Below are 14,929 nucleotides of genomic sequence, written 5' to 3'. Positions count from 1 at the left end.
CGTGGGCGGGGCCGGCGTGGTGTCCGACCAGCCCAGGTACGCGCCGCAGTTGCCGCAGAAGTCGTCCGCGGAGCCGTTGGACGCCCCGCACGCGGGACACACGCGCATGGCGTCACCTCCCTTCGTCGGCGGGCGGGCCGGGCAGGACCTCCACCCGGCAGACGGTGTGCGCCGGGCACATGGCCCGGACGGTCTCGCGGACCCGGTCCGGGTCCACCCGCGCCTCGCGGCCCGGCCACACCCGGACCAGGGTCCCGGAGGGGGACTCCGGCGGCAGGTCGGCACCGGCGGTGCTCGACCACGCCGCGCCGCCGTCCCCGGTCACCTCGACGTGCACGCCGAGCGCGAGCCGCAGGGCCTCGACCAGGCCGCGCTTGGTGCCGCGCCACCGGTGCAGCTCCACCGCGCGGACGACCGCCTCGCGGCGCAGCTCCACGGGCCACCGCGGGTCGTCGGCGGCGCCCACCCACGACGCCAGCCAGGTCAGGAAGTCGGTCGGAGTCACCCGGGGGTCGAGGTAGGCGGGCAGGTTGTCGAGGGTCGCGAACACCGGGGCGAGGACGGTGTCGAGACCGGCGGTGAACCGCTGCGCGAAGTCGTCGTCGGCGTACAGGGCGGGCAGTTGCTCGCCGATCGGGTACCTGCTCGGCAGGCCGGGTACGGCGGCGCGGCTCATCCCCGTGCCTCCGACTCGACGGCCGTGACGATCACCTGGTGCTGGTAGGAGAAGACCAGCGCGCCCGCGGCCACGTCGATGCGGTCCGACGGCGCGCCGCGCCGCCCGGTGATCGGGTCGGCGGCGAGCAGCCGGATCTCCTCCACCAGCGCGTTGCCGGTGGCGCGTTGCAGCACGCCGAACACCTCCCCGTACTGCACCGGCCGCCCGAACGGCCACCCGGTGCCGTCCGGACCACCGTGCAGCGGGTTGAGGTGCCGGAACAGCGCGGCGAGCGCCGCGTCGCGCACCCGGTCGGTGTCGCCCGGCGCCGCCGCGAGCCGGGCCACCACGGTGACGCCCTGGTAGACCGGCGGCTCCACCACCAGGCGGGTGCCGATCAGGCGTCGCTCGTCGAGGCTCGCGGTGATCGCTTCGAGTACCTGGTCCGCGGGGATCAGCTGCTCGAAGCGGAGCCGGTCGTCGCCCTCGTCGGCCACCGCGTCCGGCACCACCAGGATCCGCACCGCGCCCGCACCGTCCGCGGCGGGCAGACAGCGAACCCGGCGTACCGAGGGCGCCGCCTGGCGGCTGATGATCTCGTAGTCCTCGGCGGTCACCGCGCGCTCCTGCATCCGCAGCACGTCCGGCGCCCGCAGCTTGGCGTTGGCGACCGTCTCACCGGCGACGCCGCCGCGCGCCGCCTCCCGGTTGGTGACCCGGGCGACGTACGGAACGGAGCTGCGCAGCACGGAGATCGCGCCGCGGGCGACGTTGCCCGCCGGGCCGCCGCCGGTACGGTAACGGGCCACCCGCACCTGGGCACCCTTGGGCGGCACGGCACCGCGCTGCCGCAGCGTGCCGTCCGGCTCGCGCAGCGCCGGGGGGAAGCTGAACTCGCCGGTGGTGGCGTCCACGCGGACGTGCCGGTCGGCGGGCCCGGAGCGGCCGAAGTGCTCCACAACCTCCCAGCGGCGCCACCCCTCGGCCGAGGACACCTCCACCACCGGGGGCTCGCCGTCGAGGAGCACCGGCGGGCGGCCGAGCCGGAATGTCTGCCCGGCGACCCCCTCCGAGGCGCCGAGCGGCACGTCGGTCACCGTCTCCGCGTGCTCGACGGACATGGTGCCGCCCACGGTGAACACCGCCGCCTCGCGCACCGTCGGGGACTCCGAGTAGAACGGCTGGCCCGACTCCGCCTCGGTGACGCGGCAGCGCAGCCAGCCGGCCCGTGACCCGCCGATCACCGACGCCGTGTGCCCGGCCGGTACGTACACGATGACCTCGCCGGGCTTGTTCAGCCCGCCGGTGGTGTCCGTGCCGGTCTCGCACACCTGCCAGCGGCCGCCGTCCCACGCCTCCCACACCAGCGGGGGCTGGCGCGGGTCCACGCCGATGCCCTCCACGCGGCTGTCCAGGCGCACCGCGACCACGCAGCGCGGCACCGCCGTCGGCAGGCCGAACAGCAGCGCGTCGCCCGGCTCCGGTGCCGTCTGGAAGCAGGGCACGTCGCGGCCCTCGGCGAGCGTCCTGGTCCGGTCGGTCTGGTCACCGGTCCGGGGCGCGGTCACCAGGCGCGTCAACTCGCTGGGAAAGATGCGCAGTTCGTCCGTGGTCGTGAACACCACGGCCTCCTCGGTCTCGCCGCGCGCGGTGGTCACCTCGGTGCCCGCGGGCAGCGCCACCGTGTCGGGCTGCGGCGCCGACAGCCAGAAGTCGACCTCGGCCCCGGCCGCGGCCGGCGGGAACAGGCGGATGCCCAACAGGTCGAGGAACGCGGTGTAGTTCTTGTCCGGGACCCGGTTCAGCCGGTACAGCAGCTGGTCCACGAGATGGGCGAACGTCTCGATCAGGGTGACGCCCGGGTCGGAGACGTTGTGGTCGGTCCACTCCGGGGCGCGCTGCTGCACGTACCGCTTCGCCTCGTCGACGAGTTGCTGGAACCGCCGGTCATCCAGGTTCGGGGAGGGCAGGGCCATCAGTCCGCGACCAAATCCTCGGCCCCCTCCTCGGAGGGGATCGTGTAGAAGGGAAAGACCAGGTTGCGCCGGTCGTTGGTGGAACGCACGGTGTAGTGCACGTCGATGTAGAGGGTGCCGTCCTCGACGGCGTCGAAGGCGACCACCACGTCGTCCACCGCGACGCGCGGCTCCCACCGTTCGAGGGCCTCGCGCACCTGCTGCGCGACGCGTCCGGCGGTGGCGCCGTCGCCGGGGGCGAAGACGTAGTCGTGGATGCCGCAGCCGAACTCGGGGCGCATGGGGCGCTCGCCGGGCGCGGTGCCGAGCACGAGGCGGATCGCCTCCTCGATCTCCCGCTCCCGTTCGACCATGGCGATCCCGCCGGTCGGCCCGACCCGCATCGGGAACGCCCAGCCGCGCCCGATGAACCGCTCGCTCATCACTCGCCCCCGATCAGGACGTTCGGGGCGCCGGTCTTGATCTTCGCCCTGCACGCGGTCTGGTCGTCGACCCGCGCGGCCGGCGCCCCGCCGATGAGTACGGTGCCCGCGGCGAGCGCGGTCGGGTCGGGCGCGATGACATTGGCCGGTCCCATGGCCGCGTGCTGCGGGATCGGGCAGGTGTGCAGGCTGCCCACGACGGCGGCGGGACGGCCGCCGATCAGTACGCGTGCCACCGCGGCGGCGACGCCGGGCGGCGGGGTGGCGATCACACCGCCGTGGTCGGTGAGGTCACCGGTACGGGCTGCGCGGGGCATGTGGTGCTCCAAGAGGCTAGGAACGGTCAGTTGATCCGGATGAGGTTGGCCTTCAGGACGCCGAGCCGACCGCCGTCGACGGTGACGTCCGAGCTGCCGGTGACGCTCACCGAACGGCCGCCGATCTTCACCCCGGCCGTGCCCTGGATGTCCACGTTCCGGCCCGACACGCTCACGTCGCCCCGTCCCGCGTCCAGGGTGATGCCCGTCTCGTCGAGCAGGACGGAGGTGAGGGGTTGTCGACCCCTGCCGTACACCGTCAGCTCGATCCGGTCCCGCCGGTCGTCCAGGAACACTTCGAGGCGCTCGTCACCGGTCATCAGCCGCACCCCGGAGCGACCCGGTGCCCGCGCGTCCAGCAGCTCCACCCGGTGCCCCGAACGCGACACGACGGAGCGGCGGTTGACCTTCCCGGTGGTCCTGTCGATCAGCGGGACGTCGTGGGGCGACGGCTTGTCGATGCCGTTGTAGAGCCCTCCGATGACGTACGGGCTGTCCAGCAGGCCCTGTTCGAAGCCCACCAGGACCTCGTCGTTGACCTCGGGGCTCACCACGCCTCCGCCGCCCCTGCCGCCCCACTGCACGGTGCGCACCCAGTCGGTGGTGTACTTGTCGTCCAGCCAGGGGAACTTCAGCTTCACCGCGCCGCTCTCGGCGCCGCCCGGCTCGCGTACGTCCGTCACCACGCCGATCGCAAGGCCCGGTATGCGCGGCCCGCGGCTCGGCGCGTTGGCGCCGGTCACCAGGCCTGCCAGGGAGCGGTCCGGGCTGGCGCTCACCCACACCGTCGTCCGGTACCCGCCGTGCGGCTCCAGGACGTGCTGCACGGCCGTCGCCGTGTACTTGCCCGTAAACGCCTGCCCGACGTTGCCGAGCGCCACCGGCTTGCCCGCCCGCAGCCGGGGGTTGCCCTCGGCCACCGCTTCCAGCTCCCCGAAACCCGCGCTCACTTGGGCGGCCGTCGCGTCCGCGACCGCCGTCGTCTCCGCCAGGGTGCGGTACGGGGTGTCCGTGACGGTCAGCTTCGCCGACTTGCCGAACCGGGCGGCGAACGCCGGGGGAGTGCCCGGCACCACCGTGTCACTGTCCACCGACGCCTGCCGGGACACCAGCGGCTGCTTCGTGGTGACGTTCCAGCCGCGCACCTCCACCTGCGACGCGCCGTCCGCGGCCGACAGAGAGGCCCGCAGCGCCAGCAGGTTCCGCCCGTACTCCAGCACCATCGGGTTCCGGGTGGCCGAGGTCGACGGCGCGGGCGCCCCGGACGCCTTCTGCGGCTTGGTGAACTGGAGCAGCCCCTTGTCGTCGACGCTCACCTGCGCGCCGCTCTCGGCCGCCAGGTACTGCAGGAAGTCCCAGTCGGACACGTTCGCCTGCGAGAGCTGTTGGTAGGTGATCGGCGCGGCCTGCACGGTTCCGCAGGTCAGCCCGGCCCCGGCGGCCACCTGGCGGACGATGTCCGCCGCCGTCATGTTCCGGTACGCCACCACCTTCCGGCCCCGCTGGAGGCGGTGCGCCTTGGAGTAGCCGCGTACCACCGTGAACGAGCCCGTGCGGTCCCGGTCCACCTCCAGGGCGGTCACCTCGCCGTTGAACAGCCGCTCGCGCGCCTGCCCGGACACGGTCACCACCGACACCCTGAGCGGGGTGCCGATGGTGATGCCGGTCGCCTTCAGGAACTCGTGGTCGGGGTCGCGGAAGGTGAGCACCGCCGCGCCCGGCAGCCCCACGTTCTCGTCCACCACGCAGCTCACCAGCTGGGCGGCCCAGACCGGCGGAAGTTCGGTGGGCGTCTCGATGACGGGGTCCGCCGCGAACGCCCGGCCGCCCCGCTCCCCGGTTTTGCTCACAGCTCCTCCTCACCGCCCGCGTCCCGCAGCCCCGGCACCACCAGTTCGGTGCCGGGCACGAGCGCCATCGGGTCGTCGATTCCGTTCGCCTCCGCGATGACCCGCCAGGCCGTCGCGTCGCCGTACTCCCGCCAGGCCAGCAGGGCCAGACTGTCGCCCGCCACGACGGTGTGCGTACTGCGGGCGGTGCGCGCGCCGGACGTCGGGTTCTGACCCGCCGGGTCGACGCTCGCCTCCTCGATCGACAGCGCGCAGGTGGCGCGCAGCGGCTTGCCGTCCACGTCGAACAGCGTGTACGTCACCGACAGGCTCGACAGCACGCCGTCGAACGAGGTCGTCCGCGCGGTGCCCCACTCGAACCGCACCCACGGGCTGGCCGGCTTCTTGCGGCGCAGGCTGACCGGGGTGGGCACGCACGCCTTCATCAGCTTCTCCACCGCCCGCTCCACGGAGTTGTCGTGGGTGGCGGTGGCGTCCAGGAACACCTCCAGGCTCAGCTCTCGCGGGCCGCTGCCGACGAACTCGGGCAGCGCCGACTGCCCCGCCATCCGGGACGGGGTGCGCCGCCACTCGGTGGTCTTGCGCAGTTCCAGGGTGGAGGGGTTGAACTGGAGGTTGAGCCGCGCGATGGTCCCGCCGGGCTTCGCGCCGACCGAAGCGGGGGGCTCCTTCAGGGTCAGCTGGGCCCTGGCCCGGTTGGAGCGGACCGCTGGGGACATGCCGGGGCCTCCTTTCCGGGGCTTCCGGGGGCGGATACGTGGCTCGGGAGCGGTTCATGAGGGTGGGTCAGGACGGGCGCAGGCCCTCGTGGGCGATCTCCAGGGTCTCCACCGCCGGCTCCGAGCTGGCGGGGTCGAAGGACGGCCCCTGCCAGCGCACCGGGACGATCCCGAACACCTGCCAGCTGATGATCCGGGTCAGGTCCGGTTTCAGCGCCACGATCTCGCCGTCCTTGGGCTCCACCCGCTTCAGCGTCTGGTCGAACCAGCGGCCGATCTTCGCCGTGTCGGCGGTGACCGGCCGGGTGAGCGTGATGTTCGACCAGGTCACGCGTCCGGGCAGCTGCCAGGTGAAGCCGTTGTTGCCGCCCTCGGCGTAGCTCTCCATCTCGACCTCGGCGCCCATGCCGGAGCAGGTGTGGAAGGCGCCCAGGTCGTTGCCGCCGATCGCGAGCCGGAAGAACACGCTCGTCGCGAAGATGCTGTCCGTCATTCGTCCGTCCTCCGTTCCGTGATCTCATCCGTTCCGTGGCCTCAGCGGCGTCCGTCGTGGGGGCGGCCCGTGCGTTCCCGGCCGCGCCGCAGTTCGGCGCGCAGCAGCCGGGCCACCGGGTCGAGCAGGCGGCGCGCCAGGTCGTCCAGGTCGAGGCCGGGATCCGGCGGTGGCTCGACATGCCGGGCCGCGCCCTTGCCGGACGCGGACGCCGACCGCGGGCGGCCGCGCGCCGGTACCGCCTTCGCCGGCACGCCGGGGGGTACTACGTCACCGACGCCGGAGCCGGCGCGCTGCACCGGGGTCGCCGCCTTGCCGGTCACGCCGCCCCGCGCCGCGCTCTTCCGCCGGACCACGGGGACGGTCCCCGCCGGTGCCGGTGCCGACGCCGGCGTGGCCGACAGGCGGTCCGTGAGCGGCGGCGCCTGCGGGGCGGTCACCGGCAGGCGCCTCGTCAGTACGGCGGCGGACGGGGCGCGCGCCCCGGGCCCGGGTGTCTCTGGGTGGAGTGGCGGTGTCTCCGGGTGGGGCGGCGCGGGCCGGACGACCGGGACTCGCTGAACGGAGGCCGCGGAGCCGGTGGTTCGTACGCTCGGGGCCTCCGGTCCGGGGTGGCCGGCCGCGGCCCGCTGGATCCGCGGCGTCGCCGGGGCGAGAGCGGACCGGCCCGGCGCCGGCCGCGCGGCCTCACCGGCGGGCGGCGCGGGGGTGCCCTGAGGGGCGGTCGGTGCGCCGGAGCGGGAGACGGTCTGCTGTGCCGGGGCGGTCCGGGTGGCGGCCGGTGTGCCGGGCCAGCGCGCCGCCACCACGGGACGGCCGCCGGAGCGGGCGGCGGCGGGCGGTGCCGCCCCTTCCGATTCCGAGGGCCGGGTGTTCAGGGAGAGCGGGCGCGCGGCGAGCAGTGAGAGGGTGCGGGGTGCCGCCGGGGCGGAGTGCGCTGCGGAGCGGGTCACGGTGAGAGGGCGCGGGTCGGCCGACCCGGCGGGCCGGGCGCCCGAGGCACCTGACGTGCCTGATGTGCCTGACGTGCCTGACGTGCCTGACGTGCCTGACGTGCCTTCGGCCACGGTCCGGGCGACGACGACCGGGCCCGGGGCGGCGGGGCCTCGGTGCCGCTGCCCGCCGGAGCCCGGCCCGCCGCCGGACGCCGAGCCGGGTCGTCCCGCGTCTCCTGCCTCGCCTGCCTCGCCTACGGCAGATGCCGGTGCCGGGCCCTGGGACGCGGTGGCCGGGGACGGCGTCACCAGCGGCGTGGTGGGTCCGTTTCCGTGGTGCGCGGAGCTGGGCTCCGAGGTGCTCCCGCCGGCGGAGCCGGCTGCGAGGCGGCGCTGCACATCGCCCGCTCCCAGCAGCGGTGCATCGGGCGGCGCCGGAGCGACTCCGGATCCCCGGTCCTGTCGTACCGGAGCACGCCGGCCATCCGGGCCGGACGCGGTGGCACCCGGCAGGTCGGCGCTCGGCGGCAGCGCGGGCAGCGGTGCGCCCAGGCCGCCGCGCGCACGTGCCCCGGTGCGGGCGGGGGGCCGGTGCGGGGTGTCGGCCGGTGCGGCGGGGCCGTGGGCCGTTCCCTTCGCCCCGCCGTCGTGCGGGCCCGGGGCGCCGGCTGTGCCGTCCGCGCGGCGCTGGACGACGGGAAGCGCCGTACCGGACGCGGCTCCGGCGCCGGGCGCGGGGTGCGGGACGGCGGCACCCTCCGCCAACGGTGCTGCCGTGGAGGGCAGTTCACTCAGCGGGGCGCCGATAGGCGCGCGGGTGGCCGCGCCCTGTGCGGGAGTGGTCGAGCGCGCCCTCGTCCCGGCCGGTGCGGTCGTGGTGGAAGGGCGGCCGGGTGCGCCGGTGTCGTTGCCGGGAGCCGGGGTGGTGGCGGGCCACAGGGCGGAGACGCGGCGCACGGGTCCGGCCGGGCGCCGGGCGACGGTCAGGGAGGGCCCCGCCGGGCGGAGCCGGACGGCCGGGTGGGACACGTCGGCGCCGGAAGCCCGGGATGCCTCCGGCTGCCCGCCTCCCCGGGCGGGCCGTGGCCCGGTCGTCCCCGCCGCGACGCGCCGGCCGTCCGGGCCGGAAGGCGTACGGCCTCCGGAGCCGGTCGGCGACCGGGACGGGCGCCCGGAGTCCGGCCCGGGCGCGCCGGACGGTGTCTTCGGAGCGGACCCACCGGAAGCGGGCCGAACCACACCCCCGTCGGCGGCAGCTCCCGGGACCACCGACGCACGCCGTACCAGCGGAGTCTCCGGCGCGGCCGGCCGGCGGCCGCTGCCAGGCTCCGCTGCCCGTTGGACAGAAGGAACAGAGGGAACAGAGAGAGGTGACGAGGAGGGTGACGAGGAGGGTGACGAGGAAAGCACGGCAGGAGAATCCGCGGACGTGATGCCACGACTCCGCAGAGCGTCGCCCGAACGTCCCTTCCGCGCAGCGCTGTTGCCGCCGGGGCGCGCCACCACGGGCTCCGGACCGGACGAGCCCGAATCGGACAGCACCGAACCGGATGACGCCGTACCGCTGGAGGCCCCGGCATCCGATGCACCGTCCTGCGGCCCGTCCGCCCCCTCCGGCCGCAGCGCCCGGAGCAGCAGCGGCCCCCCGCCGGTGCGGGTGGCCTGCGGGGCGGCCGGGCGCGCGACGCCGCGCACCAGGCCGGTCGGGGCGGTGGACAGCAGCGCGTGGCCGAGGCCCGAGCCGAACGACGGGTTCTGCCAGGCGGCGAGGCCCGCCCGGAAGGCGAGGCCGTCGCTGACGCCGAGCGGGGCACGGGACACGGTGAGCTCCGGCGGTGAGGTACGGCGCCAGCCACCGTCCCAGTCGCCGGGCACGGAGGGAACCGGGGCGCCGGGCGCGCTCCGGTCCGGGCCCCCGCCGGACGGACCGTCCGCTCCGGCTCCGGAGCGCTCCGTACGCCGCGGACGGTCCGCGGCGTCCGCCCCGGCGGCCCGGCGGCGCAGCCTGTCCCACCATGCCATGCGCTCAACCACCTTCGTTCACACGGGTGTTGATACGGGCGATCTCGGCCACCCACTGCCGGCGCTCGCCGTGGGTCAGGTCGAGGATCTCCTCGCGTTGCCAGTGGAAGTGATAGGCGATGTACGCGATCTCCTCCCGGAGCCGGGGAAGGGCGTACGTCACGATTCCCCCAGGCGCCCACCCGAGAGGTCGATCTCGAAGCCGCCCTCGCAGTGTGGGCAGGTCACCGCCGCGCGGGTGTGGCCCTCGCTGTTGACGCGACGGTAGAAGTCCTGGAGGAAGGCGACGTCGGTGGCGTACATCCGTTCCACGATCCCGGCGTGCACATCGGTGATGGAGCCGATCCGGGTGATCACCTGGCTCAGCAGCACCACGCTCAAGTACGCCGGGTTCTCCTTGACCCGCAGGTCGATCTGGGGCCGCAGCTCGTCGCGGGCCGTGGCCAGGCGCATCGCGCCGTAGCGGTGCACGGTGCCCGCCTCGTCCACGTACCCGCGCGGCAGCTCGAACTCGAACTCGGTGCGCAGCCCGTGGTCCTCCCGGGACCGCGGGGCGGCGGGGGGTGTCGCCGCCTGCTCGGTCTCCGGGGCGGGCGCCGTCACCTGGAGGATCTCGTCCAGGTTGCCCGCCGTCACCGTACGGCGCCTCATTCGACGACGATCTCCTCGAACACGATCGTGACGGTCTCGGTGGCCGCGGACGACTCGCCCGCGCTCAGGGACGGGCCCTCCCATTTGGAGGCCCAGCCCTGCATCAGTTGGATGCGGCGGACCGTGGTGCCCTCGGAGTCCTTGATCTCGATGGTGAGGTTCTGCCGTGCGGCGTCCACGGCGCCGTTGTTCAGGGTCTCCTTGATCCACTTGGTGAACTCGCTGCTCTGGTCGAGTCCCCGGGTGATCGTGACCTCGCCGGCCTGCCGGGCGCCGGGCTGCTTGCGGATGATCTGCTTGCCCTCCGCGCTGACCTGGCGGACCTCGACGACCTCCTCCTCGACGGTCAGCCCGCTGATCTCCTGAATCGACTCGACCTGGTAGCCGCCGAGCTCCACGCCGAAGACATGGGTGGAAAGAGCATCGCCCGTTGCCATGACTGTCTGTCACCTTCCCTTGCTGACCCGCGGGTCACTCGTCTCGCTCGTCGATGAGGTCACTCGTCGATGAGGCTGGTGCTGTCGGAGAACTGGGCCAGCCGGAACACCACGAACTCCGCGGGCTTGACCGGCGAGACGCCGATCTCGCAGACGACCCGCCCCTGGTCGATGGACTCCTGCGGGTTGTTGTCGCGGTCGCACTTCACATAGAACGCCTCGTCGGCGGTGCGGCCGAACAGCGCGCCCCGGCGCCACTCCTCGTTGAGGAACGCCGTGACGTTGCGCCGGATGCTCGACCAGAGCCGGTCGTCGTTCGGCTCGAAGACCACCCACTGGGTGCCCAGGAGGATCGACTCCTCCAGGTAGTTGAACAGGCGGCGCACATTCAGGTAGCGCCAGGCCTGGTCGGAGGAGAGGGTGCGGGCGCCCCACACCCGGACGCCCCGGCCGGGGAAGGCCCGTACGCAGTTCACGCCGATCGGGTTCAGCAGGTCCTGCTCGCCCTTGCTGAGCCGGAGCTCCAGGTCCACCGCGCCGCGGATCACCTCGTTGGCGGGCGCCTTGTGCACGCCGCGCTCGGCGTCGCTGCGCGCCCACACACCAGCGATGTGACCGCTCGGCGGAACGGTGGTATTGCGGCCGACGGCCGGGTCGAAGACCCGCACCCACGGGTAGTAGAGGGTGGCGTACCGGGAGTCGTAGCCCGCCTCGTCGTTGCGCCAGGTGCGCACCTGCTGAGCGGAGAGCCCGGGCGGGGTGTCCAGGACCGCCACCCGGTCGCCCATCTGCTCGCAGTGCGAGATCACGGCGAGCTGTACAGTGCGCACGCCCTCGGCGTCGATGTCGCCGCGCTGGTGGGCGCTCATCAGGTCCGGCACCGCGACCATGGTGATCTCGTCGATGGTCTCCAGGCCACCGAACCCGGTGCGGGCCCCGGCGTCGCCGACGTACTCGGCCGGGTCGAGGCGGGCCACCTCGCCGGAGCCGCCAGTGGCGGGCGCGGCCGGGGCGTCGGCCAGCGTCACGGTCTGGTTGGCGGGCCTGTTCTGAGCGGCGCCCTGCTGCTCGGTGACCTCGATCAGCTTGGAGGCGCGGGCCTGGTTGACCAGGTACCCCTTGACGTTCTTGCGGGTGGAAACGTCGTACGTCTCCGCCACCTGCTCTCCCTGGCGGACCAGGACCTTGAAGCGGTCCTCCGGCGGGTTCTCGCCGCCCGCGTCGGCGATCTCCACCGACACCCCGGAGACACCCGGACGGGCCGCGACCAGGAAGCCGCCCAGCTCCACCGGTTCCGCCGCCGTGGTCCCCCGCCGCCGGCCGCCGTCGGACGCCGGGGCGGGGGCGTCCTCGGCGGGGCCGCCGATCCGCACCACGTACGCGGTGCCACCGCCGTTGGCGAAGTACCCGTAGACCGAGTGGGCCAGGTACGTGCCCTCGGTGAAGCCTCCGAACTGCTGGGTGTACTGGTCCCAGCTGGTGACCAGCGTCGGCGCGTGGAACGGGCCCTTCTCGGCGAACCCGACGAACGCGGCGACGGCGGTGCCGACCCCTTCGATCGGTCGGGCACCGGACTGCACCTCCTCCACGTACACGCCCGGGGTGAGGTACGTCGGCATGCTCGCTCCTTCGGGTCCTTGCGGGTTCATGGACTTACGGGCCTATGGGCTGACGGGTCACCTGTGCCCAGGGCGAGTCTGTGTGGCGGGTCCGCCACGGCGACAGGGGCTCACGGACCTGGCCGGGGGCAAGACCGCTGCCTTTCCGGACCCCCCGCGTGGACCGTCCGGGCATCACCCGGTCTTGCCCGCGCGCTGCCCGTGCGGCCCTGGACGCCCGTTGACCCACGCGGTCGACTGGGGGTCGCAGCAGGAGTACGCCGACGAGGAAGCAGCGAGTGCGGACGTCCAGGCCGCGCACCGAGCGGACCGAGGCTCCGAGGTGCCGGGACGCCCCGCCGTCCGGCAGTCAGGGGTCCTTGACGAAGTACTGCTGGTCGGTCACCAGCAAGGCTGCCATCGCGGCCCTGACCTGTCCGGCGGATCGTGGCGGGCTCGGCGCCCGTCCGCGTGACGTGCGGTCCGGCCCTGGGCGCTACTGGTTGTTGACCTGACGGATGAGGTCGAACGCCATCAGTGCCAGCCGGGTCCACTCCTGGTAGGGCACGCGATTCCGCATGCGGCGTAGCTCCACGATCGGCATGTTTCCAGGGTCAGTCTGCGCTCCATAGGAGCCCATCGACTCGAACTCCTCGGCGAGCCGGTCATTGTCCGTGCGACCCCAGTCGTGATTCTGGTAACCACCAGCGGACATCAGATCCTGCCCGTCGACCATGCCACGCAGCCAGATCCTGCGGGTCACATGCTGGATGTTCACCGGCGCGCCGCGGCCGATGTTCCCAGCGAAGACGGGGGCGTCCGGGGTGGGCAGGCCCGCCGCCTGCACCGCCGCATTGACGAAAACGTCCGGGTCGGCAGCGAAGTTCTCCCGCTCCTCCTGCGGGAGCTGGGCGTACATCGCGGCGAAGTCGGTGCGGGCGAGCATCGGCGCGATGGCCTTCACATAGTCCTGATCGCGGGAGAGGTCACCTCCGATGAGATACGTCGCGGTGAGTGTGAGCAGGCCCCGCAGCTGATCGCTCGGCTCGGCGGGTGCCCGGTTCGGGCCGGCGCCGGGGACGAGGAACCCGTTGCCCAGGAACGCGTTCACCCGCTGCAGTGCCGTGGCCTGGACATTCCCGAGGTCCTGTTGCGACATCGGATTCAGGGTCGCCTCAGCCCCGGCAGGCTGCGGCGGCCCGGTGATCGCGCCGATCAGCTGCGGAATGCGGGACAGATGCACACCGGCCGTCGTCTGCGGACTGGCAGCGAGCCCCAGTCCTGACACCTTCACCACGTACTGCGGGTCCGGAAAGCCCTTGAAGAGTTTTCCGACCGGGCCGCGCTGCTTGCCCGTCGCCTGCTCCGCCCGGTCGGGCACCTGCGCCGCCGTACCGCCGACCAAGCCGGCCAATTCCTCGCCGGCGAAGAGGCTCTGCCCCCCGTCGAGACGAGCCGCTACCCCGCTGATCAGCCCCATCGCCCTGATAAGCCGTTCCCGGCCCTCGTCGGTCTCCGGGAAGACGGCCGTGACGAACTCCAGGTCGGAGCCACCCAGGCTCGCCTCGTCGGCTTCCATCGTGAAGAGATCCCCGACGGTGACGATGCGCTCCTTCTTCCTCAGCCCACGGCCCATGTACTCGGTGGAGTCGGGGGCCCCCGCATCGCGCCCTTCCCAAACCCCCCGGGTGCGGAACTGCTTGATGTATCTCTCGCCCCTGCGCTCCGACTGGCGCAGACCGGGATCGGCCGCCAGTGTCTCCTCAGCCGTCTCGAACTCAAAACCCACCGCCCGCTGCACCATCCCGGCGGCGGACTCGTGACCGGGTCCGTCGGCGTGCGGGGCCGCCGCACTCGGCACCGGACCGGACAAGGCACGCCGCGCGTTGTCCTCGGCCGCACGCTCGAAGCGGTCGCCGGGATCACTGATCCGGAAGCCGGCCCCGTTGTCCGTGCCGAAGACCGGGCCGGAGCGCTGCTGGACCACATGGGTCAGCTCATGCGCGAGAGTGTGCCGGTCGCGGCCGCCCGGTCCGATGACGACGTGCTCTCCCGACGTGTAGGCCCGCGCGCCGATTTCGGTGGCGGACCGCCGCGCCAGCGGTCCGTCATGGACGCGCACCGAGGAGAAGTCCGCGCCCAGCCGGGCCTCCATGTCGGTGCGGGTCTGCGCGTCCAGCCGACGCCCGGCGGAACGGAGCACCTCGGGCAAGGCCGAACGCTGCACCGGGGCGGTCTCCGCCGCCGGCTCGGCACTCACCTGGCCCGCGCGGGCCAGCAGACGCGTCACCGCCGCGTTGCCCACCACGCGCTGCAAGGCGAGGACCGACGCGGGGGACCGCAGATCGGCCGACGCCGGCGTCCGGCCGGGGGTGCGCAGCGGAGCGCGGTGCGCCGGATGGCGGACGGGCTCGGTGCGATGTGCGTAGGCATGCATGACAGCGGCCCTCCGCGCTCAGGACATGGTGCGCATCACTTCATTCAAGGACCCTCGCCCCTACGGGGCAACACTCGCCGGGCACGCCTCAGGGCAGTACCGATGCCCTTGTGGTCGGCTTCCGCTGCCCGCATGACCGACCGGGGCGGGCCACGACCCGCTCCTCAGGCGTCGCTGACCTCCGCCAGATACGGCCCGAACTCGCTCTCCAGGACTAGGGCCTGTCCGGGTGCAGGACCGCTGCCTTCCGAACCCCTGGGCCGACCATGCGAGCGTCGCCCGCCCTTGCCCTCGCACTGCCCGTGCGGACCTGGACACCCGTTGGCCCACGCGGTCGACTGGGGGGGGCGCAGCAGGAGTACGCCGACGAGGAAGCAGCGAGTGCGGACGTCCAGGCCGCGCACCGAGCGGACC

The 14,929-nt window shown here is 73.6% G+C and carries 13 protein-coding genes; all 13 read right to left on the bottom strand.

The window, feature by feature from the left end:
* Positions 1-112 precede the first annotated feature (112 nt).
* The gene (locus ACFRKB_RS23505) at positions 113-676 is read right to left on the bottom strand and encodes a phage tail protein (RefSeq protein ID WP_383108325.1); all 564 of its coding nucleotides are present in this window, start codon (positions 674-676) and stop codon (positions 113-115) included.
* Positions 673-2,634 carry a putative baseplate assembly protein gene (locus tag ACFRKB_RS23500; RefSeq protein ID WP_383108324.1) on the bottom strand — a complete coding sequence of 654 codons (1,962 nt, stop codon included), beginning with the start codon at positions 2,632-2,634 and terminating at the stop codon, positions 673-675. Before ACFRKB_RS23500 ends, ACFRKB_RS23505 begins: the two co-directional genes overlap by 4 nt.
* A complete protein-coding gene (locus tag ACFRKB_RS23495) occupies positions 2,634-3,056 on the bottom strand; it encodes a GPW/gp25 family protein (protein ID WP_086168218.1) in 423 nt (140 codons plus the stop codon). The genes ACFRKB_RS23500 and ACFRKB_RS23495 overlap by 1 nt, the downstream gene beginning before the upstream one ends.
* Positions 3,056-3,373 (bottom strand): PAAR domain-containing protein, encoded by a 318-nt coding sequence (locus ACFRKB_RS23490; RefSeq protein ID WP_383108323.1) that lies wholly within the window; start codon positions 3,371-3,373, stop codon positions 3,056-3,058. The genes ACFRKB_RS23495 and ACFRKB_RS23490 overlap by 1 nt, the downstream gene beginning before the upstream one ends.
* Before the next feature lie 26 nt (positions 3,374-3,399).
* The gene (locus ACFRKB_RS23485) at positions 3,400-5,223 is read right to left on the bottom strand and encodes a VgrG-related protein (protein WP_383108322.1); all 1,824 of its coding nucleotides are present in this window, start codon (positions 5,221-5,223) and stop codon (positions 3,400-3,402) included.
* Positions 5,220-5,942, bottom strand: a complete 723-nt coding sequence (locus ACFRKB_RS23480) for a CIS tube protein (protein WP_383108320.1) — start codon at positions 5,940-5,942, stop codon at positions 5,220-5,222. Before ACFRKB_RS23480 ends, ACFRKB_RS23485 begins: the two co-directional genes overlap by 4 nt.
* A gap of 67 nt (positions 5,943-6,009) precedes the next feature.
* Complete coding sequence (locus ACFRKB_RS23475) at positions 6,010-6,435, bottom strand: phage tail protein (protein WP_383108319.1); 426 nt, start codon at positions 6,433-6,435, stop codon at positions 6,010-6,012.
* Between the two features lie 41 nt (positions 6,436-6,476).
* Positions 6,477-9,392 carry a hypothetical protein gene (locus tag ACFRKB_RS23470; protein ID WP_383108317.1) on the bottom strand — a complete coding sequence of 972 codons (2,916 nt, stop codon included), beginning with the start codon at positions 9,390-9,392 and terminating at the stop codon, positions 6,477-6,479.
* Positions 9,393-9,396: 4 nt separating this feature from the next.
* Positions 9,397-9,555 (bottom strand): DUF6760 family protein, encoded by a 159-nt coding sequence (locus tag ACFRKB_RS23465; RefSeq protein ID WP_330289746.1) that lies wholly within the window; start codon positions 9,553-9,555, stop codon positions 9,397-9,399.
* Positions 9,552-10,043 (bottom strand): hypothetical protein, encoded by a 492-nt coding sequence (locus tag ACFRKB_RS23460; protein WP_383108316.1) that lies wholly within the window; start codon positions 10,041-10,043, stop codon positions 9,552-9,554. Before ACFRKB_RS23460 ends, ACFRKB_RS23465 begins: the two co-directional genes overlap by 4 nt.
* Entirely contained in the window at positions 10,040-10,480 is a 441-nt protein-coding gene (locus ACFRKB_RS23455) for a phage tail protein (protein WP_383108315.1), read from the bottom strand. Before ACFRKB_RS23455 ends, ACFRKB_RS23460 begins: the two co-directional genes overlap by 4 nt.
* A gap of 59 nt (positions 10,481-10,539) precedes the next feature.
* Positions 10,540-12,099 (bottom strand): phage tail sheath family protein, encoded by a 1,560-nt coding sequence (locus ACFRKB_RS23450; RefSeq protein WP_383108313.1) that lies wholly within the window; start codon positions 12,097-12,099, stop codon positions 10,540-10,542.
* Between the two features lie 475 nt (positions 12,100-12,574).
* Entirely contained in the window at positions 12,575-14,515 is a 1,941-nt protein-coding gene (locus ACFRKB_RS23445; RefSeq protein WP_383108312.1) for an eCIS core domain-containing protein, read from the bottom strand.
* Between the last annotated feature and the right edge of the window lie 414 nt (positions 14,516-14,929).

Source organism: Streptomyces scopuliridis, assembly GCF_042790125.1.
GTDB classification, from domain to species: domain Bacteria; phylum Actinomycetota; class Actinomycetes; order Streptomycetales; family Streptomycetaceae; genus Streptomyces; species Streptomyces scopuliridis_A.
The sequence above is the reverse complement of the archived record's forward strand: the minus strand, read 5'-3'. Positions and strand labels throughout refer to the sequence as shown.

Excerpts from the sequence above, each read along its gene's own strand:
- ACFRKB_RS23490 (WP_383108323.1), bottom strand. The coding sequence starts at position 3,373 with ATGCCCCGCGCAGCCCGTACCGGTGACCTCACCGACCACGGCGGTGTG.
- ACFRKB_RS23470 (WP_383108317.1), bottom strand. The coding sequence starts at position 9,392 with ATGGCATGGTGGGACAGGCTGCGCCGCCGGGCCGCCGGGGCGGACGCC.
- ACFRKB_RS23505 (WP_383108325.1), bottom strand. The coding sequence starts at position 676 with ATGAGCCGCGCCGCCGTACCCGGCCTGCCGAGCAGGTACCCGATCGGC.
- ACFRKB_RS23475 (WP_383108319.1), bottom strand. The coding sequence starts at position 6,435 with ATGACGGACAGCATCTTCGCGACGAGCGTGTTCTTCCGGCTCGCGATC.
- ACFRKB_RS23495 (WP_086168218.1), bottom strand. The coding sequence starts at position 3,056 with ATGAGCGAGCGGTTCATCGGGCGCGGCTGGGCGTTCCCGATGCGGGTC.
- ACFRKB_RS23480 (WP_383108320.1), bottom strand. The coding sequence starts at position 5,942 with ATGTCCCCAGCGGTCCGCTCCAACCGGGCCAGGGCCCAGCTGACCCTG.
- ACFRKB_RS23455 (WP_383108315.1), bottom strand. The coding sequence starts at position 10,480 with ATGGCAACGGGCGATGCTCTTTCCACCCATGTCTTCGGCGTGGAGCTC.
- ACFRKB_RS23460 (WP_383108316.1), bottom strand. The coding sequence starts at position 10,043 with ATGAGGCGCCGTACGGTGACGGCGGGCAACCTGGACGAGATCCTCCAG.
- ACFRKB_RS23445 (WP_383108312.1), bottom strand. The coding sequence starts at position 14,515 with ATGCATGCCTACGCACATCGCACCGAGCCCGTCCGCCATCCGGCGCAC.
- ACFRKB_RS23500 (WP_383108324.1), bottom strand. The coding sequence starts at position 2,634 with ATGGCCCTGCCCTCCCCGAACCTGGATGACCGGCGGTTCCAGCAACTC.
- ACFRKB_RS23450 (WP_383108313.1), bottom strand. The coding sequence starts at position 12,099 with ATGCCGACGTACCTCACCCCGGGCGTGTACGTGGAGGAGGTGCAGTCC.